Origin of the sequence: Ostreiculturibacter nitratireducens (assembly GCF_032670585.1) — a bacterium.
Taxonomy (GTDB): domain Bacteria; phylum Pseudomonadota; class Alphaproteobacteria; order Rhodobacterales; family Rhodobacteraceae; genus Ostreiculturibacter; species Ostreiculturibacter nitratireducens.
On record NZ_JAVQHL010000002.1, the window covers coordinates 1039487 to 1064615 of the forward strand.

Below are 25129 nucleotides of genomic sequence, written 5' to 3' on the forward strand. Positions count from 1 at the left end.
GCCGCCTAGAGCCTGATCGCCGACAGCAGACGGCCGTAATCCGCCTCGCCCCGGTGCACGGAGCGACGGTAGGAATAGAACCGGTCAGGATCGGAATAGGTGCAGTGGCGCGTCCACTCGGCCTCGCGCACGCCGGCTTCGCGCAGGCGGTGGAGGCTGAGCCCCGGCAGGTCGAACATCGCGCGGTCGCCCTCGCCCCCGGCGAAGAAACGGTCGTATTCGGGATCCTCGGCGAGGAAGGCGTCGAGGAACTCGGGGCCCACTTCATATGCGCGTTGGCTGATCGTCGGGCCGATCACGGCCGTGATGTTCCCCCGTTCGGCGCCAAGCGCCTCCATCGCCGCGATCGTCGATTCCAGAACGCCCGCAAGCGTGCCGCGCCAGCCGGCATGGGCAGCGCCGATGACTCCCGCCTCGGGGTCGGCGAAGAGGACGGGCTGGCAATCCGCGGTCAGCACCGTCAGGGCAATCCCGAGGGTGCGCGTCACGATCGCGTCGGCCTTCACGCGTTCCGTGAGCGGTTCTTCGACCGTCACCACATCGGGCGAATGGACCTGGTGCACTCCGACGAGGGCGTCGGGCGGAACCTCAAGTGCCTCAGCAACGCGACGACGGTTCAGCGCCACCGCCTCGGTCTGGTCGGAAGAGCCATGGCCACAGTTGAGCCCGGCGAAGATCCCGGAGGAAGCGCCTCCCTTGCGCGTGAAGAACCCGTGGCGGATCGGGCGCAGCGCGGTCGAGGTCAGGATTTCGAGCGTCATGGCGCGGTCACTGGCTCCAGTCCTGGGGGCGGCGGGCTGCCCTTCGGGTGAAAGGCCAGCACCTTGAACAGCGCCCCCATCTCGTCAGGGTGGGTGAGGCGACGATGGGCCGCACTATGGCTTCTGAGCCGCTCGCCCTCAAGACCCTGCGCGAGCCTCTGCGCGCGCGCCGTGATGCCGAGTCGTTCCAGCAAGACGCCCTGCGGCACCATCGCGCTGGCCTCTGCGCCGGCGGCGCGGGCCGCTTCGGCGAGGGGCTCGAAATCCACATGGGCGGTCAGGTCCGCCTCGCCTGGTTCGGCGAAGGGATCGACGGGCTGGTGGGCCTTCAGTGCCTGGAACGTGTCGCCGAGGCTGTGCCATCCGCCATAGTCGACGATCAGCGCCGCACCGCCGTGCCGCGCGATTCGTCCCGCGATTCCTGAGGCGGTCGGGATGGCGGCGGGGCAGACCTCGACGATGTCGCCGTCGCGGGTGTCGGCGATCCTGCGTTCCAGGAACTCGTAACGGGTGAGCGGCGCGAGAGCCGGGGCGAGGTTCCCTTCCTCGTCCAGCCCGACGACACGCTCCCGCCAGCCGTTGCCTTGACGTTGAAACTGGCGGATCGGGAGGGCATCGAAGAACTCGTTGGCGACGAGGAAGAGCGGAGCTTCGGGCAGCGTCTCCACCCGGTCGTGGAAGCTGATGCCGGTCCCGGCGAGGGTTTCGCGCTGCCGCGCACGGAGCATTTCGGAGGCTTCGACGAGGTGAACCCGCGCGGCCTCGGGCATGCAGGGTGCGGCACGGATCGTCCGGAGGATGTCGGCCATCAGCGTGCCTCGCCCGGGGCCGATCTCGGCCAGCGTGAACGGGGACGGCGCGCGCTGGTCCAGCCAGCTCTGCGCGAGGCAGAGGCCCAGCATCTCGCCGAACATCTGCGATATTTCCGGGGCGGTGGTGAAATCTCCCCGCGCCCCGAATGGGTCGCGCGTGGCATAGTAGCCATGCGCCGGATGGATCAGGCATTCCGCCATGTAGTCCGACAGCCGCATCGGGCCGTCGGCCCGGATCCGGGTGACGAGGAGGCGGCCGAGGTCGTTCATGCCTTCCGGGCGCGGAGCGCGAAGAAGAGGCCCGCGGCGATCATCGGAAGCGACAGAAGCTGACCCATCGACAGGCCCCAGCCGGCCCAGTGGATTGCGTATCCCATCGGATTGTCGGCCGCGATGAATTGCGGGTCGGCCTGCCGGAAGAACTCCACGATGAAGCGCGACAGGCCGTAGCCGATCAGGAAGACCCCTGTGACGAGGCCCGGACGGTGGAGAGCGCCCCTGCGGATCAGGACCAAGACGACGAGGCCCAGGATCACGCCCTCCAGCCCCGCTTCGTAAAGCTGCGAGGGGTGTCGCGCGCAGGGTCCCACGATGCCGGGGCAGTCCTGCGCGGCATCGCCCGGGAAGATGACCGCCCATGGGAGATCCGAGGGGCGGCCCCAGAGCTCGGCGTTGATGAAGTTCGCGATCCGGCCAAGGAGAAGGCCGGGGGCGACTGCGGCGGAGAGCGAATCGGAAACTTGCATCGCCGGGATGCCGTGGCGCCAGCAGAACCAGAGGCCAGCCACCACGACGCCCAGGAAGCCGCCATGGAAGCTCATGCCCCCCTGCCAGATCTTGAGGATGTCGAGCGGGTGCGTGAGGTAATAGCCCGGCTGGTAGATCAGAACGAACCCGAGACGCCCCCCGAGGACGACCCCGAGGACGATGGCGGTGAGGAGTTCTTCGGCGAGTTTGGGTTCCATCGGGGCCTTGCGGCCGGGCCAGAGATGGGGGCGTTTCATCAATTCCACGATGATCCGCCAGCCGACGAGCAGCCCCGCGATGTAGGCGAGCGCATACCAGCGCAGCGAAAACTCCGTCCCGAAGAGCGGGATGGTGAAGATCTCCGGCCTAAATCCGGGGAATTCGATGACGGCCTGCATGGAGGGCCCTCCTTTGGGCGCCAAAGAGCGCGGGGCGCGCGCGCTGTCAACCTTGCCCACGGCGCCCGCTGTCGCCATATAGGGGCAAAGCCCGAGGAGGGAAGCGATGCAAGGCCAGAACAAGTTCTTCGACGACATCTCGCGACTGATGACCAACGCCATGGGCGTGGCTCAGGGTGCCAAGACCGAGGCCGAGACGGCCATGAAAGGCTGGGTCGACCGCTGGATGGCCGACCGCGACTTCGTCACGCGCGAGGAATTCGATGCCGTGCGCGCGATGGCCGTGAAGGCACGCGAGGAGAACGCCGCGCTCGCCGCGCGGGTGGCGGCGCTCGAGGCGGCTCTGGCGGGTGGCAAACCCGCCGCTGCGGAGAAGAAGCCGGCTTCGAGCCGCGCGAAGAAGACCGACTGAGACCACCCGACCAGATTCGGTTCGCCGGCAAATTGCGGCGTGAGGATGATCCGTGGGTATCGCTTGCGGTGCCGGACGCTTCATCCACAACTTAGTGTGTGCGCGTCGCATATAAAGCTTTACAGGTCAGCGCCCATGCCCCACCATATCTTGTAAGGGCACGGCGCGGGCAACGCCGGCCCTTGTAAAACACCCAGCTTCTGGTGGGTCCGCGCCCGCCGGAAGCTAGAGACAAAGGGGCCGGGCATGTCACTTTCTGAGGATTTCCTTCACACGGACGAGCTTCACCCGATCGACCTCGTCGAACATATCGCCGAACACCACGAGTGGGATTTCGACCGGGTGACCGAAGACCAGATCGCCATGGCGGTCGAGGGCCAATGGCGGACCTACTCGATCACGCTGGCATGGTCTCCGCAGGACGAGACCCTTCGGCTCATCTGCACGTTCGAGATGGAGCCGCCGGAAGAAAAGCTTCCCGCCCTCTACGAACTTCTGAACCGTACCAACGACATGGTCTGGTCCGGCGCCTTCACGTTCTGGGCCGAGCAGCGGCTGATGGTCTGGCGCTACGGCCTCGTGCTTGCCGGTGGCCAGGTTGCCGGCCCCGAGCAGATCGATCGTTTGATCGTTCAGGCCGTGATGGCGGCTGAACGATTCTACCCTGCCTTCCAACTGGCGGCCTGGAGCGACAAGACCCCCGAGGAATCGCTGGAGATCGCCATCGCGGAGGCCTACGGAAGGGCCTGATCCCTCTGCGGCGTCCGGCGTCAAAAACGGGTTCCACTTTTTCCCGCAGTGCGTAATCTTCGCCTCCCGGCGAGGGAGGTTGGAATGGAATTTCAGGATGTAGCGACGCGCGGCCTCGTGCTTTTGGGCTGCGGCAAGATGGGGTCGGCCATGCTCGCGGGCTGGCTGGCCGGCGGGTTGCCGGCAGGGTCGGTCTGGGTGCTGGACCCGAATCCCTCGGACTGGCTCAAGGGGCTCGGCATCCACCTGAACGAGGAACTACCCGAAGCCCCCGCAATCGTGCTGATCGCCGTCAAACCGCAGATGATGGCCGAGGCATTGCCCCGCCTCGCGCCCTTGGGGAATGGCAAGACGCTTTTCGTCTCCGTCGCCGCGGGGACGACCATCGCCCATTACGAAAAGGTGCTTGGCGCGCGGACGCCGGTGATCCGGGCGATGCCGAACACACCCGCCGCGATCGGCAAGGGAATCACCGCGATCTGCGGAAACGCGAATGCCAGTGAGCCGCAGATATCGCTGGCTGAATCGCTCCTGTCGGCGGTCGGGCAGGTGGTGCGGCTGGAAGGCGAACACCAGATGGACGTGGTGACGGCGGTTTCGGGCTCTGGCCCCGCCTATGTCTTCCACCTGATCGAGACGCTCGCCGCGGCGGGTGAAGCCGAGGGCCTGCCGGCAGACCTCGCGATGCAACTGGCCAAGGCGACGGTGGCCGGGGCAGGGGCGCTGGCAGAGGCGGCGCCAGAGGACCCCGCGCAGCTTCGCGTGAACGTGACCTCGCCCGGCGGGACGACAGCCGCTGCGCTCAAGGTCCTCATGGACGAGAACACGGGGTTCCCGGCGCTCTTGAAGGCCGCGGTAAAGGCGGCGGCGGATCGCGGGCGGGAGCTGGGCAAATGACGATCACATTCGACGATTTCCTCAAGGTAGACATTCGCGTCGGGCGGATCGTGCGGGCAGAGCCCTTCCCCGAGGCGCGGAAGCCCGCCTACAGGCTCTGGATCGATTTCGGCCCCGAGATCGGCGAGAAGAAAAGTTCCGCCCAGATCACCAAGCACTACACGCTGGATGAACTCGTCGGGCGGCAGATTCTGGCCGTTGTAAACTTCCCGCCGCGCCAGATCGGGCCGATGAAATCGGAGGTGCTGACTCTCGGCGTGCCGGACGAGGACGGAGAGGTCGTGCTGATCGGACCGGGCCATGACGTGCCGCTCGGCGGTCGTCTTTACTGAGGAAACGCAATGAAACTCCTGATCACGAGGAACCTGCCCGAGGCTGTTCTGGACGCAGCACGGGCCGAGTTCGATGCGACGGTACGCGATGACACCCGGCCGATGACGTCCGAGGAGGCGGCGGCGGCGCTGCGGGACTACGACGCGATACTTCCGACGCTGGGTGATGCGTTCCGCGCGCCGGCCTTCGACGCGGCGCCAGGCGCTCGCTGCAAGATCCTCGCCAACTTCGGCGTGGGCTACAACCACATCGACGTTGCCGCGGCGCGCGCCGCGGGGATCGAGGTCACGAACACCCCCGGTGCCGTGACCGACGCGACCGCTGATATCGCGATGGCGCTGATCCTGATGTCGGCGCGCCGTGCGGGCGAGGGCGAGAGGCTCGTCCGTTCCGGCAAGTGGGAGGGCTGGCATCCGACGCAGATGCTGGGCCTTCACGTCACGGGCAAGACGCTCGGCATCGTCGGCATGGGCCGGATCGGCAAGGCGATCGCACAGCGCTGCCATTTCGGATTCGGGATGGAGATCGTGTATTACAACCGGTCTCCGCGGTCCTCGCTCGACCTTCCCGCGCGGCAGCTGGAAACGCTCACCGACGTGATGGCGGAGGCCGATATCGTCGTGGTCGCCGTGCCGGGCGGTCCGACGACGCACCACCTGATCGGGGCCGAGGAGCTGTCGGCGATGCGGCCGCATGCGCATCTCGTGAACATCTCGCGCGGCGACGTGGTGAACGAGGCCGCGCTGATCGCCGCGCTGAATGAGCGGCGGATCGGTGGCGCCGGCCTCGACGTTTACGAGTTCGAGCCGGAGGTGCCTGAGGCTCTGAGACGGCTCGACAACGTCGTGCTGCTGCCGCATCTGGGGACCGCGGCGCTTGAGGTCAGGACGGCGATGGGGATGATGGCGGTCGACAACCTGCGCGCCTTCGCGCGCGGCGAGCCGCCCCCGAACCGGGTCTAGTTTCCGGTCGCTTCCCGCCAGTGGCGGCGGCAGAGCGAGACATAGGTCTCGTTCCCGCCGATCTGGACCTGCGCGCCGTCCTTTAGCGCCTTCCCGTCCTCGCCCTTCCTGACCACCATCGTGGCCTTCTTTCCGCAGTGGCAGATCGTGCGGACCTCGCGCATCTCGTCGGCGAGCGCGAGGAGGGCGGCGGAGCCGGGGAAAAGTTCGCCCCGGAAATCGACGCGGAGGCCATAGCACATCACCGGAACGCCGAGGTCGTCGACAGCGCGCGCGAGTTGCCAGACCTGGCCCTTGGTCAGGAACTGCGCTTCATCGAGAAAGACGCAGTCGAGGGCGCCGGCGGACCTGCGGGCGGCGATCTTTTCGAAGAGGTCCGTCTGGGCGTCGAATGTATCGGCCTCGGCCCCGATCCCGATGCGGGAACCGATCCGGCCGGCGCCGGCACGGTCGTCAAACCGGGCGGTGAGGAGGTAGGTGGCCATCCCCCGCTCTATGTAGTTGTAGGACGCCTGGAGAAGCAGGGTCGATTTCCCGGCGTTCATGGTCGAGTAGTGGAAATAGAGCTTGGCCATGGGGGTGCGGTCAGCAGTTGGAGCGAGCAGTCGAATACCGGCGGTTTCGCCGAGCTTTGTCGGGGCCGCGCCGGCCGGCCCTCAGTTTTTCACTCCGGGCCCGCAAGCGTTGCGTCCGTCTCGGCTGACTACGAAGCGTTCGGGCCCGAAATCGGTCCGCTGGACCGGTTTCACCCCTGCAACGTCCTCACATCCACCTCGCCTTCCCGCCGTGATTCCATCGCGGCGACGGCGGCGATGCTGGCGGCGGCGGTGGTGAAGTAGGGGATCTTGTCGTAGAGCGCGACGGAGCGGATGTCTCGGCTGTCGGCGACGGCCTGGGCGCCTTCGGTCGTGTTCATCACGAGGGAGATCTCGCCGTCCTTCAGGCGGTCGACGATGTTCGGGCGGCCTTCGTAGACCTTGTTCACGGTCTCGGCCTTCACGCCGTTCTCGGCGAGGAAGGTGGCGGTGCCGCGGGTCGCGATGATGTCGAAGCCCATCTCCACGAGGCCCTTGGCGGCGGCGGCCATCTCCGGCGTCTTGTCCATGTCCTTGACCGACAGGAAGACGCGGCCCGCTTCCGGCAGGTGCGTGCCGGCGCCCAGCTGGGCCTTGAGGAAGGCGCGGGCGAAGCTGCGGTCCCAGCCCATGACCTCGCCGGTGGAGCGCATTTCCGGCCCGAGGATCGTGTCGACGCCCGGGAAGCGGGCAAACGGCATGACGGCTTCCTTGACCGAGAACCAGGGCGTGATCGGGTCGGCGAGCGTCAGCGGGTCCATCAGCGGCAGCGGCGTGTCGGGGCCGACGCCCTGCGGGTAGGCGGGGCGCATCGGGAAGGCCGACATGGGCTCGCCGGCCATGAGGCGGGCGGCGATGGAGGCGATGGCCGAGTCTGTGGCCTTCGCGACGAAGGGCACGGTGCGCGAGGCGCGTGGGTTCACCTCGAGGACGTAGATCGTGCCGTCCTTGATCGCGAACTGGACGTTCATCAGGCCGACGACCTTGAGCGCGAGGGCCATGGCGACGGTCTGGCGCTTCAGTTCCTCGACGATGTCGGCGGAAAGCGTGTGCGGCGGCAGCGAGCAGGCACTGTCGCCCGAGTGGACGCCCGCTTCCTCGATATGTTCCATGATGCCCGCGACGTGGACGTTGGTGCCGTCGCAGAGCGCGTCGACGTCGACCTCGATCGCGCCGGAAAGGTAGCTGTCGAGGAGGACGGGGTTCTTGCCCGAGACGGTCACGGCGTCGCGGATGTAGCGGCGGAGTTGGTCCATGTCGCGAACGATTTCCATCGCACGGCCGCCCAGCACGTAGGAGGGGCGAATGACCAGCGGGAATCCGACCTTTTCCGCGATGGCGAGGGCTTCCTCGTCCGAGGAGGCGATGCCGTTCACGGGTTGCCTGAGGCCGAGGTCGTTCAGAAGCTTCTGGAACCGCTCGCGGTCCTCGGCGAGGTCGATCGCGTCGGGCGTGGTGCCGAGGATCGGGATGCCTTCGGCTTCCAGCGCGTTGGCGAGTTTCAGCGGCGTCTGGCCGCCGAACTGGACGATGACGCCGTGCAGCGTGCCGGCCTCCTGCTCGACGCGCAGGATTTCGAGGACGTGCTCGAGGGTGAGCGGCTCGAAATACAGGCGGTCGGAGGTGTCGTAGTCGGTCGAGACGGTCTCCGGGTTGCAGTTGACCATGATCGTCTCGTAGCCCGCCTTCGTCAGCGCGAAGCAGGCGTGGCAGCAGCAGTAGTCGAATTCGATCCCCTGGCCGATTCGGTTCGGACCGCCGCCGAGGATGACGACCTTCCTGGCATTGCTCGGGCGGGATTCGCATTCGACTTCGCCCATCGCGGGGACTTCATAGGTCGAATACATGTATGGCGTCTGCGCTTCGAACTCGGCGGCGCAGGTGTCGATGCGCTTGAACACGGCCTGGACGCCGAGGTTGCGGCGGGCGCGGCGGACCTGGGCCTCGTCGCGGCCGGTCAGCGTTGCCAGGCGGGCGTCGGTGAAGCCCATCATCTTGAGCGCGCGCAGGCCCTTTTCGTCGAGCGGCAGGCCATCCCGGCGGATGCGCGCCTCGGTTTCCACGATCTCGCGGATGCGGGCGAGGAACCAGGGGTCGAAGGACGTGGCGTGCTGGATGTCCTGGTCCGTCAGGCCGTGGCGCATGGCCTGGGCGATGAGCCGCAGGCGGTCCGGCGTCTGGGCCGAGATCGCCTTGATGACGGCCGACTTCTCGGGCGCGCCCTCGATCGCGATCTCGTCGAAGCCGGTCAGGCCGGTTTCCATCGAGGCGAGCGCCTTCTGGAGCGATTCGTGGATCGTGCGGCCGATGGCCATGGCTTCGCCCACCGACTTCATCGCGGTGGTGAGCTCGGGTTTGGAGCCCGGAAATTTCTCGAAGGCGAAGCGCGGGATCTTGGTGACGACGTAGTCGATGGTCGGCTCGAATGAGGCGGGCGTGACCTTGGTGATGTCGTTGTCCAGTTCGTCAAGCGTGTAGCCGACGGCGAGCTTCGCGGCGATCTTGGCGATCGGGAAGCCCGTGGCCTTCGACGCGAGCGCCGAGGAGCGCGACACGCGCGGGTTCATCTCGATCACGACCATGCGGCCGTCGGCGGGGTTGATCGCCCACTGGACGTTCGAGCCGCCGGTTTCGACGCCGATCTCGCGCAGGACGGCGATCGAGCCGTTGCGCATGATCTGGTATTCCTTGTCGGTCAGCGTCAGCGCCGGGGCGACGGTGATCGAGTCGCCCGTGTGAACGCCCATCGGGTCGATGTTCTCGATCGAGCAGACGATGATGGCGTTGTCGGCTTTGTCGCGGACAACCTCCATCTCGTATTCCTTCCAGCCGAGGAGGGATTCGTCGACGAGGATCTGGCCCGCGGGCGAGGCGTCGAGGCCGGAGCGGCAGATCGCCTCGTAGTCGTCGCGGTTGTAGGCCACGCCGCCGCCGGTGCCGCCGAGCGTGAAGGCGGGGCGGATGATCGCCGGAAGGCCGATGTCCTCCAGGGCCTCCATCGCCTTCGCAACGCCGGCCTTGACGTCGTACTTGCCGTTGAAAAGCTTCGGCGCCGAGATGATCGTGGCGCGCGGGTTTTCCAGGCCGATCCGGTCCATCGCCTCGCGGAACAGCTTGCGGTCTTCGGCCATTTCGATGGCGCGGCGGTTGGCGCCGATCAGCTCGACGTTGAACTTCTCCAGGACGCCCATGTCGGCGAGCGACAGCGCGGTGTTGAGGCCGGTCTGGCCGCCCATCGTCGGCAGGAGCGCGTCGGGGCGTTCCTTCTCGATGATCTTGGCGACGACCTCGGGGGTGATCGGCTCGATATAGGTCGCGTCGGCCATGCCCGGGTCGGTCATGATCGTCGCCGGGTTCGAGTTCACCAGGATCACCCGGTAGCCCTCTTCGCGGAGCGCCTTGCAGGCTTGTGCGCCCGAGTAGTCGAACTCGCAGGCCTGCCCGATGACGATGGGTCCCGCGCCGATGATCAGGATGGACTTGATATCGGTTCTTTTCGGCATGTTCGGACCCCCGGACGCAAATTTCTCGGGGTTATAGCCATGGAGCGGCTCGGCGCAAGAGCGGAAGGGTGGTGCGAGCGGCCAGCGGCGGCCGGGGCCAGCGCAAAGAGCGCAGGAAGGACGAAAACGCCTGAAAAAGCCTTGGGGCGCTCCGCGGCCGCGTCGCATCGAATGGCGGGTCGAAGACTGCCCGGCCGCAGAGGAACGCCGGACATCAAGGCGAGAATCGCCGCGATGCGCGGGGCGGTCCCGCAGTCCGCGCGTTGATTCAGGTCATCGCGGCTCTCTCCTGCCGTGTTAGTTGATTGCCGGTAACGGTCGCGGGGCTCAAGCATGTCGGTGCCGGAGGCAGCCACGAAGGGGAGGGCACAACTCGCCGCGGAATTCGCGACCCTCTATGTCGTGGTGCCGCTGCTGATGGCTTTCGCGCTTCCGCCCACCACGATGTTTCCCATGCTGTTCGCCGTCACCCTGGTCGGAATCGCGCTCCTGCACCGGACGCCGGGCTTCAGGTGGCTTGACCTCCTGAAAGGTCGGGTGGACTGGATCATGGTCGCGTTGTTCGGGCTGAGCTCGCTAGCGGTCGGTTACGCGGTTATCCGTATCATCGCGCCGGGAGCCGAATTCGCGCTGGCGCGTCGGGACCCGGCCCGCTTGGCGATGATCTTCCTTCTGTATCCCCTGCTCTCCGCGCTGCCGCAGGAGCTTCTGTTCCGACCGCTCTTCTTCCGACGCTACGCAGCCCTGCTGCCTCGGTGCAGGTTCGCGATCGTCATCAACGCCGCAGTGTTTTCGCTGGCGCATCTGATGTACTGGAGCTGGATCGTCGCCGTGATGACTTTCGCGGGCGGCCTGGTCTTCGCGGCCGCCTACGAGTTGCGGCGAAGCTTCCCGTTTGCCCTGGCGCTCCACGCGGTGGCGGGCTGGGCCGTGTTCGGCGTTGGGCTTGGCATCCTCTTCTATTCCGGCAACGTCGGGAGGCCGTTCTGAGTGCCTGCGCCACGCGCGAGAACGAGAGGTACCGCGAGTGCGCCGAAGTCCGACCTCGGATGGCGGGTTTCCCTCGCGGAGGTCGATCCGCAAGCACAGGAGCGCGTCATCGCAGATGCAGAAGGCCGAGGTCTCTTCGGACCGCTATTCCGCCGCGTGGCTGAGGCGGTCCTCACCCTTGTAGAGGTAATCGCGCGTCAGCGGGACCGCTTCCTGGTGGCGGGCAAGCTGGAACTGGAAGACGACCTGCCTGTCATGCCGGAACGTGAGTTCCGATCCGATCAAGTAGTAGCGCCACATGCGGCAGAAGCGGTCGTCGTAGATTTCGCGCACCTTGTCGACGTTCTCCATGAAGCGGCTGTGCCAGTGCTTCAGCGTCTCGGCGTAGTGCAGGCGCCAGACCTCGATGTCGGTGGCAATGAGGTCCGCCTTCTGGACGGCCTTCATGACTTCGGACATCGCGGGGACATAGCCGCCGGGGAAGATGTATTTCGCGATGAAGGGGCTGGTATCGCCCGGTGGGCTGGTCCGGCCAATCGTGTGGATCAGCGCGACGCCATCTTCGGTCAGCTTGTTTCGCACATGCGTGAAGTACTCCAGGTAGTGCGGCACACCCACATGTTCGAACATGCCGACCGAAACGATGCGGTCGAAGACGTCGTCGACGTGGCGATAGTCCATCAGCCGGAATTCCACCCTGTCGTCCAGCCCGGCCTTTCGTGCCCGTGCGGATGCGACGCGCTGCTGCTCCTCCGACAGTGTGACCCCCAGGACATTGACGCCGAAGTCGCGCGCGAGCGTCAGGCCCAGCCCACCCCAGCCGCATCCGATGTCAAGGACGCGCATGCCCGGCTCAAGCAGAAGCTTGCCGGCGATATGCGCCTTCTTCTGCATCTGAGCCCGTTCAAGCGTGTCATCCGGGGAGCGGAAGTAGGCGCAGCTGTACTGCCGGTCCTCGTCCAGAAAGAGATCGTAGAGGGTGCCGGAAAGGTCATAGTGATGCGCGACGTTGGACCGCGCGCGGCCCACCGGGTTCCATTGGCGCGTCAGTCGCAGCGCTCGGCGCCAGGCTTCGAGTGGGCGCTGGAACCACGCGAAGGACGACTTGGACCTGTTGAGGATGGCGAGGGACAGGAAGGAATAGAGATCGTCGTTCGCGATCGTGAGCTTTCCGTCCATGTAGGCCTCGCCGACCGCCATGTCGGGATTGAGAACGATCCGCCTCGGCAAATCGGGATCGTTGAGTGTCACGGAAACCTTCGGATCCCCGCCGTCGCCGTAGCTTCGACAGGTGCCGTCGGGCAGGGCCAGATCGATGCTTCCCTGCACCACAAACCGCCGCATCATGTGGTCAAGGAGTTTTTCCCACATTGCCCCACCCTTGCGCGAATTCGCGGCCCAAGAGGGCCGCAGTCCCTTGTCCGTTGATAATACTGCACGATTTCGCCCAAGGAATCAAAGGCCATCGGAAAGACCGGTCGCGTGGGCTCCCTTGACTTCCGCGCGCGGTCAATGTGTATCGGCGCGGACCACAAAGGACCGTCCGAAGGGGGCACCCATGCACGCCTATCGCAGCCATACCTGCGCGGAACTCACGAAGGCCCATGCGGGGCAGGAGGTCCGGCTTTCGGGCTGGGTGCACCGCGTGCGGGACCACGGGGGCGTGCTGTTCATCGACCTGCGCGACCATTACGGGATGACGCAGGTCCTCGCCGATCCCGACAGCCCGGCCTTCAAGGCGGTAGAGAAAGTGCGCGCGGAATGGGTCATTCGCGTGGACGGCCGTGTCAAGGCGCGCGACACCGCGCTCGTGAACCCCAGGATCCCGACCGGTGAGATCGAGGTCTACATCACTGCGCTGGACGTTCTCGGGCCGTCTGACGAACTGCCGCTGCCGGTCTTCGGCGATCTCGAATACCCCGAGGAGACCCGGCTCGCCTACCGTTTCCTCGACCTGCGCCGCGAGAGCCTGCACAACAACATCATGCTGCGGTCGCGCGTGGTCAAATCGCTCCGCGACCGGATGTGGGACGTGGGCTTCACCGAGTTCCAGACGCCGATCATCACCGCATCCTCGCCCGAGGGCGCGCGCGACTTCCTCATCCCGTCGCGGCTGCATCCGGGCAAGTTCTACGCCCTCCCGCAGGCACCCCAGCAGTTCAAGCAGCTGATCATGGTCGCGGGCTTCGACAAGTATTTCCAGATCGCGCCCTGCTTCCGCGACGAGGACCCGCGCGCGGACCGGTCGCCAACGGACTTCTACCAGCTGGACGTCGAGATGAGCTTCGTCGAGCAGGAGGACGTCTTCGCCGCAGTGCAGCCGGTGATCCAGGGCGTGTTCGAGGAATTCGGCGGCGGGCGCGAAGTGTCGAAGGTCTGGCCTCGTATCGCCTACAAGGATTCGATGTTGTGGTATGGGACCGACAAGCCCGACCTCCGCAACCCGATCAAGATGCAGATCGTCTCCGAGCATTTCCGCGACTCGGGCTTCGCGATCTTCGCGCGCCTCCTGAACGAGGAAGGCACCGAGATCCGCGCGATCCCGGCGCCGGGCGGCGGGTCGCGCAAGTTCTGCGACCGCATGAATGCCTTCGCGCAACAGCAGGGTCTGCCCGGAATGGGCTACATCTTCTGGCGCGAGGCAGAAGACGGATCGGGCATGGAAGCCGCCGGGCCGCTCGCCAAGAACATCGGCCCCGAGCGGACCGAAGCGATCCGCACGCAGCTGAAGCTCGGCAAGGGCGACGCGGTCTTCTTCCTCGGCGGCCGTCCGGCCGATTTCGAGGCGGTCGCCGGGCGCGCGCGGAACGAGATCGGGCGCGAGCTTGGCCTGACGGAAGAGAACGTCTTCCGCTTCGCCTGGATCGTCGATTTCCCGATGTACGAGAAGGATCCCGAAACCGGGAAAGTGGACTTCAGCCACAACCCGTTCTCGATGCCGCAGGGCGGGATGGAGGCGCTGAAGGGCGATCCGCTTTCGGTTCTCGGCTACCAGTACGACCTTGCCTGCAACGGCTACGAACTCGTGTCGGGCGCGATCCGGAACCACAAGCCGGAGATCATGTTCAAGGCTTTCGAACTGGCCGGCTACCCGGCGGCCGAGGTCGAGAAGCGCTTCGGCGGGATGGTCAAGGCGTTCAAGTACGGTGCGCCGCCCCACGGTGGCTGCGCCGCGGGCATCGACCGGATGGTGATGCTGCTCGCAGATGAGCAGAACATCCGCGAGGTCATCATGTTCCCGATGAACCAGCGTGCCGAGGACCTGATGATGGGCGCACCGTCCGAGCCCACGAACGAGCAGCTTCGCGAGCTTGGGCTTCGGGTCATTCCGAAGGACTGAAGGTCGGGGCTCCGATCGCGGGGTCCCAATCCGCCTCCGAGATGCGCCATTTTCGGCGTGTCGTCTCGTTGAGTTCGATCAGGAAATCCTCGAAGACCCGGAGCTTCCGGGGCTTCAGCCTGTGGCGCGGGTGCAGGATGCGCAACTCCACTCCCTGGGGCCGGAAGCTGTTGAGCACGGGGACGAGGCGCCCCGATCGGATCTCGTTGTAGACGAGGTAACTTGCCACCTGCAGAAGCCCCCCGCCGCGGCTCGCGGCGGCGACGCCCGCCTCCGCGCTTTCAAAGGCGAGCGGGCCCCCAGGCATTTGGACGACGGCTTCCTCGCCTTCCCGGAACCGCCATGGAACCGGGGCGCCGGTCGCCGAGGACAGGATCGCGACGGTGGCGTGGTTGGCGAGGTCGGCGGGGACCTTCGGCGCACCCCGCGCCGCCAGGTAGGCGGGCGAGGCGACGGTGAGGACGGGCAGGCGGCCGACGGAACGCGCGGTCAGATCGCGGTCGGGCACTTCGCCCGCGAAGACTGCGGCATCCAGCCGGTCTCCGACAAAATCGGGCAAGCTGTTGCGCGACAGGATGTGGACTTCGACTTCCGGGTAAGTCTCGATGAAGCTTGGAAGCGCAGGGGCCAGGATGGCGCGGGCAAGTCCCGGCGGGATCTGCACGCGCAGGAGCCCGCGCGGCGAACGCTCGGCCGAGCCGATGTCATCCTCCAGCATGGTCACGTCGTCGAGGATCTTCCGTGCGCGTTCCGCGTAGGCGCGGCCGTCTTCGGTGAGGCGCAGGCTCCGCGTCGTGCGCTCGACCAGCTGGACACCGAGGTGGCGCTCGAGTTCCTTCAGGATCGCGCTTGCCGCGCCCTTCGCATAGCCGAGATCCTCGCTCGCGGCCGTCAGGCTTCCGAGTTCGGCCACCCTGAGGAAGACGCGCATAGCCCGTAGGTGGTCCATCGATTGTCCGAAAATGTCAGAGACTGAAACCGAGTATCGCTGGGTTTTCGCAACTTGGGAATGGGCTAATGCAGCCCAATCCGGCCCGGCCGATCGGGCAAAGACAAGGGAGACAAGAAATGAACGCTGAAACGCCGGTCAAGGTCGAAGCCGAGGACCTGTACTACGGGGTGCACAAGGGCATCCGCCTTGCCAACGCGCGCATGCTCGTGCGGCTCGGGTCCGTGGACCCGACGGACGAAAAGGCGCTGGCCGAGACGCTCAAGGCCCTCGAACAGCATCTCGAGATGAGCCTGAGCCACCTCGTTCATGAAAACCACCAAATCCACACGGCGCTGGAAAGCCGCTGCCCGGGAGCGACCCATGACGCAGGCGACGACCACGAACATCACGAAGAATCCTTTGTCGAACTTCGGCGCCTGGCAGCCGAAGTTGCAGGCGCCGGAGCCGACCGTCCGAAGCGGCTGCGCCGGCTGTACCAGCGCTTCGCCCTGTTCGTCGCGGACGACCTCGCCCACATGCACGAGGAAGAAACCAAGCTGATGCCGCTGATCGAGGCCAACTTCACGCCGGAGGAGATCGTCGGCATCCGGGAGCGGATCGTCGCCGACATCGAGCCCGACATGATGGTTCGTTTCATGCGGGCGATGCTCGCCGCCGCGACCGAGACAGAGCGGCGCGAGATGGTCGGTGGTATGCAGGCGGGCATGCCGACCGAGGTCTTCTCCGGAATGATGACCGCGGTCAGCGGGGCGCCATGGGTGCCGGGTGACTGGGCCGGACTCGGCCGTGCGCTCGCTGCGGCCTGAGGCAGCGCGGGCGAGAAAAGCAGACGGGCGGGTGCAATGCGCCCGCCCGTCGTGCGTCAGGTCACGGGCTCGGCGCCCGCGGACCTTCTCAGAAAGCCGAGGCGGCCGTCGCCCCGATCGAGAAGGTCAGTGACAGGAGCCCGATCGCGAAGACCGTCCAGTGGGCCGCGGCGCTGAGCTTTCCGTCGCGGGCGAGCTTGCGGATCCTTTCGCGCATGGCTTTCACTCCTTGGTCCCCCTCGCAGCCTTGCAGCTGCTTGCGGGACAAGGCTGGGCGCGAAATGCGGCATGAATTGGGAAAGCTTCGTGCGGATTCTGGACGATTCGCCCGAATCGACTGAACGGGATTGGCTTTTCCCTTGAACCGGGATTAGGCAGGTGCGGGCGAAGGCGGAGGGTAGCAGGATGCCGGAATTCGGATTCCCCGTGCCGGGTTGGGTGCCGCCCGAGCGGCCCGGACCCGAGTTGATGGAAGGGCGCTGGGCGCGGCTCGAGCGGCTCGACCCGGGCGCCCATACGCCGGGTCTCTGGCGCGCCTTCCGCGATGCGGACGCGGTCTGGAACTACTTGCCCTATGGCCCCTTTGCCACGGAGGCGGAATACGGCGCCTGGGCAGAGGGGATGGCGGGGCGGGGGGATCCCTTCTTCTACGCGATCCGTGATCTCGAGACGGGGACTCTCGGCGGGGTGGCGAGCTATCTCAGGATCACGCCGGAAGCGGGGTCGATCGAGGTCGGGCACATAAACCTGTCGCCCGGGCTGCAGCGGACGCGGGCGGCGACGGAGGCCATGTTCCTGATGATGGGCTGGGCCTTCGGGGCGGGCTACCGGCGCTATGAATGGAAATGCGACGCGCTGAACCTGCCATCGCGCCGGGCGGCGGAAAGGTTGGGCTTCAGCTATGAAGGCGTGTTCCGGCAAGCTGCCGTCGTCAAGGGTCGGAACCGCGACACTGCGTGGTTTGCGGTGGCGGATGGCGACTGGGCGGCGCTTGAGGGCGCTTTCGGGGAGTGGCTCGCACCAGCGAACTTCGACGAGGCCGGGCGCCAGCGGCGTGGCCTTTCGTCACTCACGGCACCGATCCGCGTGGCTTCCGATCCCGTCCTCGCGCGCTGACGCCACGAAGCTCTCTGGCCGAGCCTAGAACCGTGCGCCGGAGGCGAGGCGCTGCCGTACGAGACCGGTTATGCGGGTCACGTCGCCGGAGGTCGATCGGCCCGCCCGACGGTCGCGGGCAAGGTCTGCCGCCGCCGCCTCCAGCGCAGCGTCATGCGCGCTGATCGCAAGGCCCGACAGGAACTGCGCGACATAGTCCAGCCTGGTCTCGTCTCCGCTTTCCGAGAGGATTCCGGCGGCAAGGCTCAGATCGTCGCGGAGTGCGAGAGGGTCGGGAGTGACGATGTCATTTGCAAGTGCGCGCGGCCCCTTGGGCCGCGCTGCCGATGGCAGCGCGGACAGGATCGCCGCCTGGAAGGCCGCGAGGCTTTCGATCGGCTTTTCAAGAAAACCGTCCGCGCCCGCCTCGCGCGCCACTTCGGCGCCATCCGCGTTTCCGGAAGTGCCGAGCACCACTGGCACACGCACAGACATCGCCGCCAGGTCGCGGATCAGTTCCTGGCCGAAGCCGTCTGGCAGGCCAAGGTCGACGATCACCACGGTCGGCCGGTAGGTCGCGAGGTGCCGACGCGCCGAGCGAAGGCAGTCGGCGCGCCGTATCCGCGCCCCGGAACGCAGGCAGAGAATCCGCATCGCTTCGCAAGCGAAGCGGCTGTCCTCCACCACGAGCACGGTCATTCCCTGAAGTGGGCGGTCCGCCGTCTGGCATCGCTGTGTCAGGAAACCAGTCATATCGTCGCTCATGCCTTAGCCTCCTCTCGTTCCGGGTCCTGGTCTGCGACTCGGAGTAGAGAACGGGTTTGCCTAATGGCAGGTTAATTCGACGGGCTGGCCCAACTGCGGCCACGCGCCGCTTGCGCCTTCGCGCGCCCTTGCCCATAAGTCCTGCGACAACCCGGAGGGAGCCATGATCGGACGCTTGAACCATGTCGCCATCGCCGTGCCGGACCTCGAGGCGGCCGCGGAACAATACCGCACGACGCTCGGTGCCAATGTGCGCCCGCCGCAGGACGAACCGGACCACGGCGTCACGGTCGTCTTCATCGAGCTTCCGAACACCAAGATCGAGCTTTTGCATCCCCTGGGCGAGAATTCCCCCATCGCCGGGTTTCTTGAAAAGAACCCCTCGGGCGGCATCCACCACATCTGCTACGAGGTCGAGGACATCATCGCCGCGCGCGACAAGCTGAAGGCCGAGGGCGCGCGCGTCCTGGGCAGCGGCGAGCCGAAGATCGGCGCGCATGGCAAGCCCGTCCTGTTCCTGCACCCGAAGGACTTCAATGGCTGCCTGATCGAACTGGAGCAGGTCTGATGAACCTCACCGGCGGCATCGTCCTCTACGCGGTCATCTGGTTCATGGTCTTCTTCGTGGTCCTGCCGATCCGATTCGAGAGCCAGGAGGAGTCGGGTGAGGTCGTGCCGGGCACCCCGGCCTCGGCGCCTTCCGAAGCGGGCGTGGTGCGCAAGGCGAAGATCACCACCATCGTCGCGACGGCGATCTGGGCGGTCGTTGCCGCGATCATCCTTTCGGGCTGGGTGTCGATCTACGACATCGACTGGCTAGGCCGGCTCGGGCCGGAGCCGGCGGCGGTGTCGAACTGAGCCGGCGCCCTCAGCGCCCGCCGCGGGCGCGGTCTTCCGCCAGGACACGGTGGAAGAAATGGGTGAAGGTCGCCGCGCCTAGAACCGGGATGAAGAAGTTGATGACCGGCACCGTAAGCGGCGCGGCCATCAGCGTGCCCGCGATCCAGACCCGCAGCCGGTAGCGGCGGCGCAACGCGCTCGCCTCTTTCCGGCCCAGCCTGCGCATCGCTACCATCTGGAAATATTCCCGCCCGAGCAGGTAGCCGTTTACCGCCCAGAAGACGAGCGGCGAGAACGGGCCGACCAAGGCGAAGAGGATCAGCGCGAGCGTGTTCGCCGCGATCAGGACGCCGAAGAAGTTCAGGCTGTCAATCAGCGCCTCGTAGAAGGGTATGCGGGGAACGGGGGGCAGGTCGGGGTAGTGGCGCGCTTCGACCGCGGCGGCGACGTCCTCGAGAAAGAAGCCGGTGAAGGCCGAGGCCACGGGGACCATGAGGAAGATCGACAGGAAGATCATCAGCGCGAGCGATGCCCAGCCGAGGAGGTCATCGACCCAGGTCACCTCGCCCACCCAGGGCAGCGTCAACGGATCGGGCGTCACCCAGTCGATGATCTGGACGAAGCCCGCGTAGACCCCGAAGAGCAGCGCGAGCGTCAGCGCGACACCGATCAGGAACACGCGCAGGAAGCGGCGGTCGGACAGCTGGCCGAGCGCCTTCAGGAAGTCGCCGACGATCATTCCGTCATCCAGGTGGTGATCTCGGCGACGTCTGGGCGCGGGCGTTCGGGCGGTACCGAGGTTTCCGTTCCGATATGGATGATCCCGGCAACCTTTTCGCCGGCGGCGAGGCCGAAGCCCTCTCGGCAGAAGCCTTCGTCATGGGACGGCCAACCGGTGATCCAGTTCGCTCCCCAACCCGAGGCGAGCGCCGCGTTCAGAAGCGAGAAGCAGGCCGCGCCGGCGGAGAGAAGCTGCTCGACCTCTGGAACCTTCTCGCTGTCGCGGGGCACGAAGACCACGGCCACGGCGAGGTGCGAGCCGCCGAAGTTGAGCGCGGATTTCTCGACCTTCTCCGGGTCGATGCCGAGACCGGGGCCGAGGCGGCGGACAAGGTCGGCCAGCCGCAGAAGCGCCGCGCGTTCGAGGACGACGAAGCGCCAGGGCACGAGCTTGCCGTGATCGGGCACGCGCGCGGCGGCGGTCAGAATCGGCAGGAGTTGGTCGCGCGTCGGCACGGGCGTCTTCAGCGTCTTCGCGGGGCGCGAGCTGCGGGACAAGAGGAAGTCCAGCGCGGCCTGGTTCGGTTGGGGCATTGGGGGCTCCTTTCTTGGCGCCAGATATGGCAGCTCCCATGCCGAAGGCAAACCCCGGCGCGAGGTATTCCGGTCGCGCTTGACTTGGGTCATTGCGCATGGACGCCGAGGGCCCAGACTTCCCTGCAGGGAGGAACCGGCATGAGGCTCATCAGCGCAGTTCTCGCCCTCGCGCTGCCCGCGAGCGGCGCGGCGGCGGCCGAGGTCATCGACATAGACGTTGCCGAAGCCCATGGCTGCGCGCTTTACGACGACGGCGCGGTCTGGTGCTGGGGGGATTTCCCCGGCACGGAGCTGGAACTGCCGTTCAGTGCCTGGCCCGTGGATGGCTTGCCGGCCGCCAAAACCATCGCGACGGGGCGTTTCGGGGCCTGCGCAGTGGATCATGGCGGCGATCTGTGGTGCTGGGGCTTCGATCTTCAGAGAAGCCTGCGGAACGACGATTTCACCATGACGCTGGAGCCGTTCCGCATCGATGGGCTCCCGAGGGTGAAGGCCGTCGACCTCGGCTTCGTCCATTATTGCGCGATCTCGATAGCTGGCGAGGTCTGGTGCTGGGGCGACAATCCCTGCGGGGAACTCGGCTGCGGCGACAGGGAGCCGAGAGTGGATCCGACGCGGGTTCTCTACGTGCTCGGTGCACGGGCGGTTTCGGCCGGCGTCAACAACACATGCGTCGTGCTCTGGAGCGGGCAGCTGTCCTGCTGGGGGTCCGACAACCCAACGATGGTGGGCAAGCCCTTCATCTACGAATCAAGCGAGCCGCTCCTGTTCGACATGGACGCCGCCGGCCCCTTCCGCACGGTTTCGAACGGCCGGAACTTCGCCTGCGGGATTCTCACATCGGGCGAGGTCACCTGTTTCGGCTCGAACATCATGGGACAGATCGGCACGGAGGAACCGCGCCTGGGAGAGGGCTGGTCCGGGATCGGCGAGGTAGATGGAATCACAAAGGCCGAGGACCTCGATACAAGCTATTTCAACGCCTGTGCGGTTCAGGGCGGAAAGGTGATCTGCTGGGGGGCGCCGCTCTTCACCCCGGTCGAGGTGGGCGAGATGGCGCAGTTGCCCAAGGAAGTGCCCGGAATCGAGGGGGCGACGCGGGTGGCCCTTGGACCCGTCTTCGGCTGCGCCGTCACAGGGGGGCGCGTGATGTGTTGGGGAACGGCGGAATTGTTCGGCTCGCCGCTCATCAAGGGAATGACCCCGAACCAGGCCGCTCCGGTGCCGGGGCTGCCCTAGGCCCGGCCACGCCTAAAGATAGTAGTCCGCGAGCCGCCCGATATGTGCGGAGACATGCGTTTGCCATTCCAGGCCCGGCTGGCGGGTCGCAAGCGTGTCGGCAAGCGGGTCCGGGGCGCGCGTCGCGCTGCCGGTCAGTTCCTCAAGCACGGCATGGCCGCAGAACGGGACATGCGCTTCCGAATAGCCGCCCTCGTGGACGAGGACCAGGCGGCCGCCGCAAAGGTCCTCGGCGGCATCCTTCGCCATGCGCGTAAGCGACCGGAATGTTTCGGCAGTCGCCAGCATGCGGCCGAGCGGGTCGAGAGCGGAGGCATCGTAGCCGCAGGCCACAACGATCGCCTCGGGGCGGAAGCGGGCGAGGAGAGGCAGCACGATCCTCTCCATCGCTTCCAGGTAGTTCACGTGGCCGGTGCCGGGGGGCAGCGGGATGTTCGCGTTGAACCCCAGCCCCTTGCCCTCGCCGCGCGCCTCGGCCCCGCCAGTGTCCAGCGGATAGTTCCGTTCCTGGTGGAGCGAGATCGTCAGCACCTCCGGATCGCGCCAGAAGACGGCCTCGGTCCCGTTGCCGTGGTGCACGTCCCAGTCGATGACCGCGATGCGGCGGGCGAGTCCCGCGGCCTGAGCCGCGCGAATGGCGATGCCGATGTTGTTCAGCAGGCAGAAGCCGTTGGCGAAGTCGGGAAGGCAATGATGACCGGGGGGGCGCGAGAGGGCGTAGGCGTTCTTCGCCCGGCCCTCGAGAACGGTCATCAGCGCGCCCTTTGCGAGGCCCGCCGACAGCGCCGCGATCTCGTAGCCGCCAGCACCGAAGGGGGCGCGGAGGCCGATCTCGCCGCCGCCGGTGTCCGAAAGTGCCTTGAAGGCGTCCAGGTAACTTGCCGGATGAACGCGCAGCAGGTCCTCGCGGCTCGCTTCTGGCGCGGACTGCACCTGCATTTCCGACAGAAGCCCCGTCACGGCGAGGAGGTTGACGAGGCGCCGCTTGGTTTCCGGGCTTTCCGGGAGTCCCGCGCCGGGCTGGACGAGTCCCCCAGCCTTCATCGTCAGCGCGTATTGCCCGCCGTGGTGCCAGAGGCAGCGTTCGTCGTGGAAGAATGCGGTTGTCATGGCTCCCCCGGCTTTCGGTTCGCGCGCAGCCTACCGGGGACCGGTCCGGCGGGCCAGCAGGAAGCGGGGGCGAGGTGGACAAACGCGCCGCGCCCGCCGCAGAGTGCCGGAATGAGCGGCAAGGCCAGAAACAGCACGGGTGCCATCCCCGAAATCGCGCCGGGCGAAGAGATCGCCGTGCGGGTCACGCCCCGTGCTTCCCGCAACGCCGTCGTGGCGGAAGAGGGTCTGGTCAGGGTCTATGTCACGGTGCCGCCGGAGGGCGGCAAGGCGAATGCCGCCGTTCAGGAGCTTCTCGCGGAGGCGCTGGGTGTCGCCAAGACGCGGCTCGAACTCGTGCGCGGGGCTTCGTCGCGCGAAAAGACCTTCCGCCTCTTGCCCTGAAGGGCGTCAGTAGCCGAGTTGCTCCAGTCGCTCGACATAGGCGGCCTCGATACAGGTGGCATCAACGGCGCAGGCGTTTCGGTTTGCCATCCACGAAAGCTGATCGAACCGCAGTTTTGCCGCGGACATGGGCGTCATCTGCCGCGAAAGGCGTTCCACGCGCTTGACGAGCGCGAGGTCGAGAGCGGCAAGGCGGCCTTCGGCGCAGATCAGCCTGTCGGTCGGCGTCCTGGCCGTCGCGCAGTCGAAGCCGGGGCCGACGACGGGCGGCGCTCCGGGCGGGGGAAGGCCGGGCGGCGCGGCAGGCGCGGGGCGCGCGTCCTCGGCGGCAAGCCGGATTCTCGCGAGCGCCGCGAGGTCTTCGTCGAAGCTGTCCCCGGTGTTCAGACCTTCCTCGGCAAGTTCCCTCGCGCCGAACCAGTACATGCCGGAATTCGGGGTCTCGAACATCCTTATGAAGAAGACGGGCGGGGTGCCCTGCCCGGAAAGAAGCGAGATGATCCGGGACACGGTTTCCTGGGTCTCGTCCTCGATGTTCGCGACGGTCGCTCTGGTGAAGTCCTCCGAGGTGAAACGGTGGACGCCGAGCCGGCCGGCGGCATGACGCTTCACGCCGGCGACGAAGAGGAAGGCGCAGGCCGACGCGCATTCGGCCTCGGGCGGGACGAGGGTGGAAAGGCCGTGCGTGCGGATGCGCGAGGCGAGCGTCAGCGCCGGGAAGATCCGTCCTCCCGGGCTGTCGAGGACGAGGAGCGTGAGGTCATGGTCGCTGAGTGCGGCGCGGAAATCGCGCAGCGTGAGGCGGTCGATCTCTCCCCGGAAGATGAGCGCGTGGGGCATGGCGCTGTCGTGACTGAAAGCGCCGTAACGCGTGACTTCGGCCCGCGCCGGGGACAAGGCAAAGGCGAGAGCAAGAGCCGCGATGAGAAGCCGGAACATCGCGCGCCCGCCTCCGGTCAGCCCTTGCGGGTCATGCGGTAGACGCCCTCGGGCAGGTTCAGTGCCGCGGCGAGCTCGCGGAGCTGGTGCGTGGACAGCGTGATCTTCACCACCGCATCGCGGCGTGGATCGTATTGCTCGATCGTCACGCAATCCTCGAAGCCGTGGATGACCACGTCCTCCTGGAGACTTGGGGCGCCCTCGTCGACGAGGGTGATGACGGTCGCGTCGAATTCGTGCTCGATGGTGAACATGGATCGAGCGTAGCGCGCCGCGCGGCGGGGCTCAATGCCCGGAGACAGGCGTTGTGTGCGCGGGGCTCCGCACATCGGCGTGAGGCCCCGCGTGCAGGTCTTTTCCGCCGTTGGCGACGGGGATAGTTTCCTTCCCGAAACGCGCGGAGGAGATGTTGCGTCGGATGGGACTGAACCGTTTTTCCCCTCTTGCCTTCATGGCGGTGCTGGCGCTTGCGGGCTGCTACGACGCCCCGCCCGAACAAGCGCGCCCTCTCCCCGAGGATATCCGCTTCGATCCCGCCGGGCCACGACCCGCGCCGGAAGTGGCGGCGCGGAACTTCATGTCGGTCGTGGCGCGAATGGAACCGATCGTCGAAGACGAATGCCGGGCCCGGACGCGGGGAATCGTCTGCGATTTCAACATTGTCGTCGACGATCGGGCGGGGCAGCCCCCGAACGCCTACCAGACGCTCGACCGGACCGGCCGGCCGATCATCGCCTTCACGGTGCCCCTGATCGCGGAGGCCCGCAACCAGGATGAACTCGCATTCATCCTGGGCCACGAAGCCGCCCACCATATCGAGAAGCACATCCCCCGCCAGAGCCAGCAGGCAATGGCCGGTGCGCTTCTGGGCGGTGTCCTCGCCGCGGCCTCCGGCGCCGACGCCTCGGCGATCCGATCGGCGCAGGACGTGGGCGCGACGATCGGCGCGCGCCGCTATTCGAAGGACTTCGAACTGGAGGCGGACGAGCTTGGCACAGTGATCGCCTACCGCGCGGGCTACGACCCGCTGCGCGGGGCGGCGTTCTTCGACCGCATCCCTGATCCCGGCAACCGCTTCCTCGGCACGCACCCGCCGAACGCGGACCGGATCGCGACCGTTCGCCGGACACTCGCCTCCCTCCGCTGAGCCCTTGCGCCCCGCCGGCCCCTGCCGCAGCATTGGCCGAAGCTGGCTCGGAAGA

At 66.8% G+C, this 25129-nt stretch carries 28 protein-coding genes; 14 read left to right on the forward strand and 14 right to left on the reverse strand.

Going from position 1 to position 25129, the window contains the following annotated elements:
- Positions 1–5: 5 nt before the first annotated feature.
- The 3 genes from pgeF to lgt are packed head-to-tail and all read right to left on the reverse strand — an operon-like array spanning position 6 to position 2718.
- Positions 6–761 carry a peptidoglycan editing factor PgeF gene (gene pgeF / locus ABCN56_RS12400; RefSeq protein ID WP_343081101.1) on the reverse strand — a complete coding sequence of 252 codons (756 nt, stop codon included), beginning with the start codon at positions 759–761 and terminating at the stop codon, positions 6–8.
- On the reverse strand, positions 758–1843 hold the full coding sequence (locus ABCN56_RS12405; protein ID WP_343081102.1) for a class I SAM-dependent methyltransferase: 1086 nt from the start codon (positions 1841–1843) through the stop codon (positions 758–760). Before ABCN56_RS12405 ends, pgeF begins: the two co-directional genes overlap by 4 nt.
- The gene (gene lgt, locus ABCN56_RS12410; RefSeq protein ID WP_343081103.1) at positions 1840–2718 is read right to left on the reverse strand and encodes a prolipoprotein diacylglyceryl transferase; all 879 of its coding nucleotides are present in this window, start codon (positions 2716–2718) and stop codon (positions 1840–1842) included. Before lgt ends, ABCN56_RS12405 begins: the two co-directional genes overlap by 4 nt.
- 106 nt (positions 2719–2824) lie before the next feature.
- On the opposite strand from lgt, the gene ABCN56_RS12415 reads away from it, so the two are divergent.
- The 5 genes from ABCN56_RS12415 (at position 2825) to ABCN56_RS12435 (ending at position 6072) form a co-directional block, all read left to right on the forward strand.
- Positions 2825–3130: an accessory factor UbiK family protein gene (locus ABCN56_RS12415; RefSeq protein ID WP_343081104.1), complete on the forward strand. Its 306-nt coding sequence runs from the start codon at positions 2825–2827 to the stop codon at positions 3128–3130.
- A 246-nt stretch (positions 3131–3376) separates the two neighbouring features.
- Complete coding sequence (locus ABCN56_RS12420; RefSeq protein ID WP_343081105.1) at positions 3377–3880, forward strand: type III secretion system chaperone family protein; 504 nt, start codon at positions 3377–3379, stop codon at positions 3878–3880.
- A gap of 84 nt (positions 3881–3964) precedes the next feature.
- The gene (gene proC / locus ABCN56_RS12425) at positions 3965–4777 is read left to right on the forward strand and encodes a pyrroline-5-carboxylate reductase (RefSeq protein ID WP_343081106.1); all 813 of its coding nucleotides are present in this window, start codon (positions 3965–3967) and stop codon (positions 4775–4777) included.
- Entirely contained in the window at positions 4774–5109 is a 336-nt protein-coding gene (locus ABCN56_RS12430; protein ID WP_343081107.1) for a tRNA-binding protein, read from the forward strand. Before proC ends, ABCN56_RS12430 begins: the two co-directional genes overlap by 4 nt.
- Positions 5110–5118: 9 nt before the next feature.
- The gene (locus tag ABCN56_RS12435) at positions 5119–6072 is read left to right on the forward strand and encodes a 2-hydroxyacid dehydrogenase (RefSeq protein WP_343081108.1); all 954 of its coding nucleotides are present in this window, start codon (positions 5119–5121) and stop codon (positions 6070–6072) included.
- Here ABCN56_RS12435 and ABCN56_RS12440 read toward each other — a convergent pair.
- Positions 6069–6647, reverse strand: coding sequence for a thymidine kinase (locus ABCN56_RS12440; protein ID WP_343081109.1), 579 nt, complete (start codon positions 6645–6647; stop codon positions 6069–6071). The genes ABCN56_RS12435 and ABCN56_RS12440 overlap by 4 nt on opposite strands.
- 170 nt (positions 6648–6817) lie before the next feature.
- The gene (carB, locus tag ABCN56_RS12445; protein ID WP_343081110.1) at positions 6818–10150 is read right to left on the reverse strand and encodes a carbamoyl-phosphate synthase large subunit; all 3333 of its coding nucleotides are present in this window, start codon (positions 10148–10150) and stop codon (positions 6818–6820) included.
- A 333-nt stretch (positions 10151–10483) separates the two neighbouring features.
- On the opposite strand from carB, the gene ABCN56_RS12450 reads away from it, so the two are divergent.
- Positions 10484–11140, forward strand: a complete 657-nt coding sequence (locus ABCN56_RS12450) for a CPBP family intramembrane glutamic endopeptidase (RefSeq protein WP_343081111.1) — start codon at positions 10484–10486, stop codon at positions 11138–11140.
- Between the two features lie 144 nt (positions 11141–11284).
- Here ABCN56_RS12450 and ABCN56_RS12455 read toward each other — a convergent pair whose 3' ends face one another.
- Positions 11285–12511 carry a class I SAM-dependent methyltransferase gene (locus ABCN56_RS12455; protein ID WP_343081112.1) on the reverse strand — a complete coding sequence of 409 codons (1227 nt, stop codon included), beginning with the start codon at positions 12509–12511 and terminating at the stop codon, positions 11285–11287.
- 187 nt (positions 12512–12698) lie between these two features.
- On the opposite strand from ABCN56_RS12455, the gene aspS reads away from it, so the two are divergent.
- Complete coding sequence (gene aspS / locus ABCN56_RS12460; RefSeq protein WP_343081113.1) at positions 12699–14480, forward strand: aspartate--tRNA ligase; 1782 nt, start codon at positions 12699–12701, stop codon at positions 14478–14480.
- Here aspS and ABCN56_RS12465 read toward each other — a convergent pair.
- Complete coding sequence (locus ABCN56_RS12465; protein ID WP_343081114.1) at positions 14464–15429, reverse strand: LysR family transcriptional regulator; 966 nt, start codon at positions 15427–15429, stop codon at positions 14464–14466. The genes aspS and ABCN56_RS12465 overlap by 17 nt on opposite strands.
- A 119-nt stretch (positions 15430–15548) precedes the next feature.
- Between ABCN56_RS12465 and ABCN56_RS12470 the strand changes: the two genes are divergently transcribed.
- On the forward strand, positions 15549–16238 hold the full coding sequence (locus ABCN56_RS12470) for a hemerythrin domain-containing protein (protein WP_343081115.1): 690 nt from the start codon (positions 15549–15551) through the stop codon (positions 16236–16238).
- 88 nt (positions 16239–16326) lie between these two features.
- Here the strand turns inward: ABCN56_RS12470 and ABCN56_RS12475 are convergent, their stop codons facing one another.
- Complete coding sequence (locus ABCN56_RS12475) at positions 16327–16455, reverse strand: hypothetical protein (protein WP_343081116.1); 129 nt, start codon at positions 16453–16455, stop codon at positions 16327–16329.
- Positions 16456–16643: 188 nt separating this feature from the next.
- Here ABCN56_RS12475 and ABCN56_RS12480 point away from each other — a divergent pair, with 188 nt between their 5' ends.
- Positions 16644–17354 (forward strand): GNAT family N-acetyltransferase, encoded by a 711-nt coding sequence (locus ABCN56_RS12480; RefSeq protein ID WP_343081117.1) that lies wholly within the window; start codon positions 16644–16646, stop codon positions 17352–17354.
- A gap of 24 nt (positions 17355–17378) precedes the next feature.
- On the opposite strand, the gene ABCN56_RS12485 is transcribed toward ABCN56_RS12480, so the two are convergent.
- Positions 17379–18098 carry a response regulator gene (locus ABCN56_RS12485; protein WP_343081118.1) on the reverse strand — a complete coding sequence of 240 codons (720 nt, stop codon included), beginning with the start codon at positions 18096–18098 and terminating at the stop codon, positions 17379–17381.
- Between the two features lie 163 nt (positions 18099–18261).
- Between ABCN56_RS12485 and mce the strand changes: the two genes are divergently transcribed.
- Together mce and ABCN56_RS12495 are read left to right on the forward strand one after the other, a co-directional pair.
- Positions 18262–18666, forward strand: a complete 405-nt coding sequence (gene mce, locus ABCN56_RS12490; protein ID WP_343081119.1) for a methylmalonyl-CoA epimerase — start codon at positions 18262–18264, stop codon at positions 18664–18666.
- Positions 18666–18956: a DUF1467 family protein gene (locus ABCN56_RS12495; RefSeq protein WP_343081120.1), complete on the forward strand. Its 291-nt coding sequence runs from the start codon at positions 18666–18668 to the stop codon at positions 18954–18956. The genes mce and ABCN56_RS12495 overlap by 1 nt, the downstream gene beginning before the upstream one ends.
- Positions 18957–18966: 10 nt before the next feature.
- Here the strand turns inward: ABCN56_RS12495 and ABCN56_RS12500 are convergent, their stop codons facing one another.
- Together ABCN56_RS12500 and ABCN56_RS12505 are read right to left on the reverse strand one after the other, a co-directional pair.
- Entirely contained in the window at positions 18967–19677 is a 711-nt protein-coding gene (locus tag ABCN56_RS12500; protein WP_343081121.1) for an EI24 domain-containing protein, read from the reverse strand.
- Positions 19674–20252 carry a nitroreductase family protein gene (locus ABCN56_RS12505; RefSeq protein ID WP_343081122.1) on the reverse strand — a complete coding sequence of 193 codons (579 nt, stop codon included), beginning with the start codon at positions 20250–20252 and terminating at the stop codon, positions 19674–19676. The genes ABCN56_RS12500 and ABCN56_RS12505 overlap by 4 nt, the downstream gene beginning before the upstream one ends.
- A gap of 141 nt (positions 20253–20393) precedes the next feature.
- Here ABCN56_RS12505 and ABCN56_RS12510 point away from each other — a divergent pair, with 141 nt between their 5' ends.
- A complete protein-coding gene (locus ABCN56_RS12510; RefSeq protein ID WP_343081123.1) occupies positions 20394–21494 on the forward strand; it encodes an RCC1 domain-containing protein in 1101 nt (366 codons plus the stop codon).
- Between the two features lie 12 nt (positions 21495–21506).
- Here the strand turns inward: ABCN56_RS12510 and ABCN56_RS12515 are convergent, their stop codons facing one another.
- Entirely contained in the window at positions 21507–22604 is a 1098-nt protein-coding gene (locus tag ABCN56_RS12515) for a class II histone deacetylase (RefSeq protein WP_343081124.1), read from the reverse strand.
- A 111-nt stretch (positions 22605–22715) separates the two neighbouring features.
- Here ABCN56_RS12515 and ABCN56_RS12520 point away from each other — a divergent pair, with 111 nt between their 5' ends.
- Positions 22716–22988, forward strand: coding sequence for a DUF167 domain-containing protein (locus ABCN56_RS12520; RefSeq protein WP_343081125.1), 273 nt, complete (start codon positions 22716–22718; stop codon positions 22986–22988).
- A 6-nt stretch (positions 22989–22994) separates the two neighbouring features.
- On the opposite strand, the gene ABCN56_RS12525 is transcribed toward ABCN56_RS12520, so the two are convergent.
- Positions 22995–23927 (reverse strand): hypothetical protein, encoded by a 933-nt coding sequence (locus tag ABCN56_RS12525; protein WP_343081126.1) that lies wholly within the window; start codon positions 23925–23927, stop codon positions 22995–22997.
- 17 nt (positions 23928–23944) lie between these two features.
- The gene (locus ABCN56_RS12530) at positions 23945–24181 is read right to left on the reverse strand and encodes a hypothetical protein (RefSeq protein WP_343081127.1); all 237 of its coding nucleotides are present in this window, start codon (positions 24179–24181) and stop codon (positions 23945–23947) included.
- A 164-nt stretch (positions 24182–24345) separates the two neighbouring features.
- Between ABCN56_RS12530 and ABCN56_RS12535 the strand changes: the two genes are divergently transcribed.
- Complete coding sequence (locus tag ABCN56_RS12535) at positions 24346–25074, forward strand: M48 family metallopeptidase (protein WP_343081128.1); 729 nt, start codon at positions 24346–24348, stop codon at positions 25072–25074.
- Positions 25075–25129: the final 55 nt, after the last annotated feature.

What these genes read in the sequence shown, in the direction of transcription:
- pgeF (WP_343081101.1), bottom strand. Translation starts at nt 761, where the DNA reads ATGACGCTCGAAATCCTGACCTCGACCGCGCTGCGCCCGATCCGCCAC.
- ABCN56_RS12405 (WP_343081102.1), bottom strand. Translation starts at nt 1,843, where the DNA reads ATGAACGACCTCGGCCGCCTCCTCGTCACCCGGATCCGGGCCGACGGC.
- lgt (WP_343081103.1), bottom strand. Translation starts at nt 2,718, where the DNA reads ATGCAGGCCGTCATCGAATTCCCCGGATTTAGGCCGGAGATCTTCACC.
- ABCN56_RS12415 (WP_343081104.1), top strand. Translation starts at nt 2,825, where the DNA reads ATGCAAGGCCAGAACAAGTTCTTCGACGACATCTCGCGACTGATGACC.
- ABCN56_RS12420 (WP_343081105.1), top strand. Translation starts at nt 3,377, where the DNA reads ATGTCACTTTCTGAGGATTTCCTTCACACGGACGAGCTTCACCCGATC.
- proC (WP_343081106.1), top strand. Translation starts at nt 3,965, where the DNA reads ATGGAATTTCAGGATGTAGCGACGCGCGGCCTCGTGCTTTTGGGCTGC.
- ABCN56_RS12430 (WP_343081107.1), top strand. Translation starts at nt 4,774, where the DNA reads ATGACGATCACATTCGACGATTTCCTCAAGGTAGACATTCGCGTCGGG.
- ABCN56_RS12435 (WP_343081108.1), top strand. Translation starts at nt 5,119, where the DNA reads ATGAAACTCCTGATCACGAGGAACCTGCCCGAGGCTGTTCTGGACGCA.
- ABCN56_RS12440 (WP_343081109.1), bottom strand. Translation starts at nt 6,647, where the DNA reads ATGGCCAAGCTCTATTTCCACTACTCGACCATGAACGCCGGGAAATCG.
- carB (WP_343081110.1), bottom strand. Translation starts at nt 10,150, where the DNA reads ATGCCGAAAAGAACCGATATCAAGTCCATCCTGATCATCGGCGCGGGA.
- ABCN56_RS12450 (WP_343081111.1), top strand. Translation starts at nt 10,484, where the DNA reads ATGTCGGTGCCGGAGGCAGCCACGAAGGGGAGGGCACAACTCGCCGCG.
- ABCN56_RS12455 (WP_343081112.1), bottom strand. Translation starts at nt 12,511, where the DNA reads ATGTGGGAAAAACTCCTTGACCACATGATGCGGCGGTTTGTGGTGCAG.
- aspS (WP_343081113.1), top strand. Translation starts at nt 12,699, where the DNA reads ATGCACGCCTATCGCAGCCATACCTGCGCGGAACTCACGAAGGCCCAT.
- ABCN56_RS12465 (WP_343081114.1), bottom strand. Translation starts at nt 15,429, where the DNA reads ATGGACCACCTACGGGCTATGCGCGTCTTCCTCAGGGTGGCCGAACTC.
- ABCN56_RS12470 (WP_343081115.1), top strand. Translation starts at nt 15,549, where the DNA reads ATGAACGCTGAAACGCCGGTCAAGGTCGAAGCCGAGGACCTGTACTAC.
- ABCN56_RS12475 (WP_343081116.1), bottom strand. Translation starts at nt 16,455, where the DNA reads ATGCGCGAAAGGATCCGCAAGCTCGCCCGCGACGGAAAGCTCAGCGCC.
- ABCN56_RS12480 (WP_343081117.1), top strand. Translation starts at nt 16,644, where the DNA reads ATGCCGGAATTCGGATTCCCCGTGCCGGGTTGGGTGCCGCCCGAGCGG.
- ABCN56_RS12485 (WP_343081118.1), bottom strand. Translation starts at nt 18,098, where the DNA reads ATGAGCGACGATATGACTGGTTTCCTGACACAGCGATGCCAGACGGCG.
- mce (WP_343081119.1), top strand. Translation starts at nt 18,262, where the DNA reads ATGATCGGACGCTTGAACCATGTCGCCATCGCCGTGCCGGACCTCGAG.
- ABCN56_RS12495 (WP_343081120.1), top strand. Translation starts at nt 18,666, where the DNA reads ATGAACCTCACCGGCGGCATCGTCCTCTACGCGGTCATCTGGTTCATG.
- ABCN56_RS12500 (WP_343081121.1), bottom strand. Translation starts at nt 19,677, where the DNA reads ATGATCGTCGGCGACTTCCTGAAGGCGCTCGGCCAGCTGTCCGACCGC.
- ABCN56_RS12505 (WP_343081122.1), bottom strand. Translation starts at nt 20,252, where the DNA reads ATGCCCCAACCGAACCAGGCCGCGCTGGACTTCCTCTTGTCCCGCAGC.
- ABCN56_RS12510 (WP_343081123.1), top strand. Translation starts at nt 20,394, where the DNA reads ATGAGGCTCATCAGCGCAGTTCTCGCCCTCGCGCTGCCCGCGAGCGGC.
- ABCN56_RS12515 (WP_343081124.1), bottom strand. Translation starts at nt 22,604, where the DNA reads ATGACAACCGCATTCTTCCACGACGAACGCTGCCTCTGGCACCACGGC.
- ABCN56_RS12520 (WP_343081125.1), top strand. Translation starts at nt 22,716, where the DNA reads ATGAGCGGCAAGGCCAGAAACAGCACGGGTGCCATCCCCGAAATCGCG.
- ABCN56_RS12525 (WP_343081126.1), bottom strand. Translation starts at nt 23,927, where the DNA reads ATGTTCCGGCTTCTCATCGCGGCTCTTGCTCTCGCCTTTGCCTTGTCC.
- ABCN56_RS12530 (WP_343081127.1), bottom strand. Translation starts at nt 24,181, where the DNA reads ATGTTCACCATCGAGCACGAATTCGACGCGACCGTCATCACCCTCGTC.
- ABCN56_RS12535 (WP_343081128.1), top strand. Translation starts at nt 24,346, where the DNA reads ATGGGACTGAACCGTTTTTCCCCTCTTGCCTTCATGGCGGTGCTGGCG.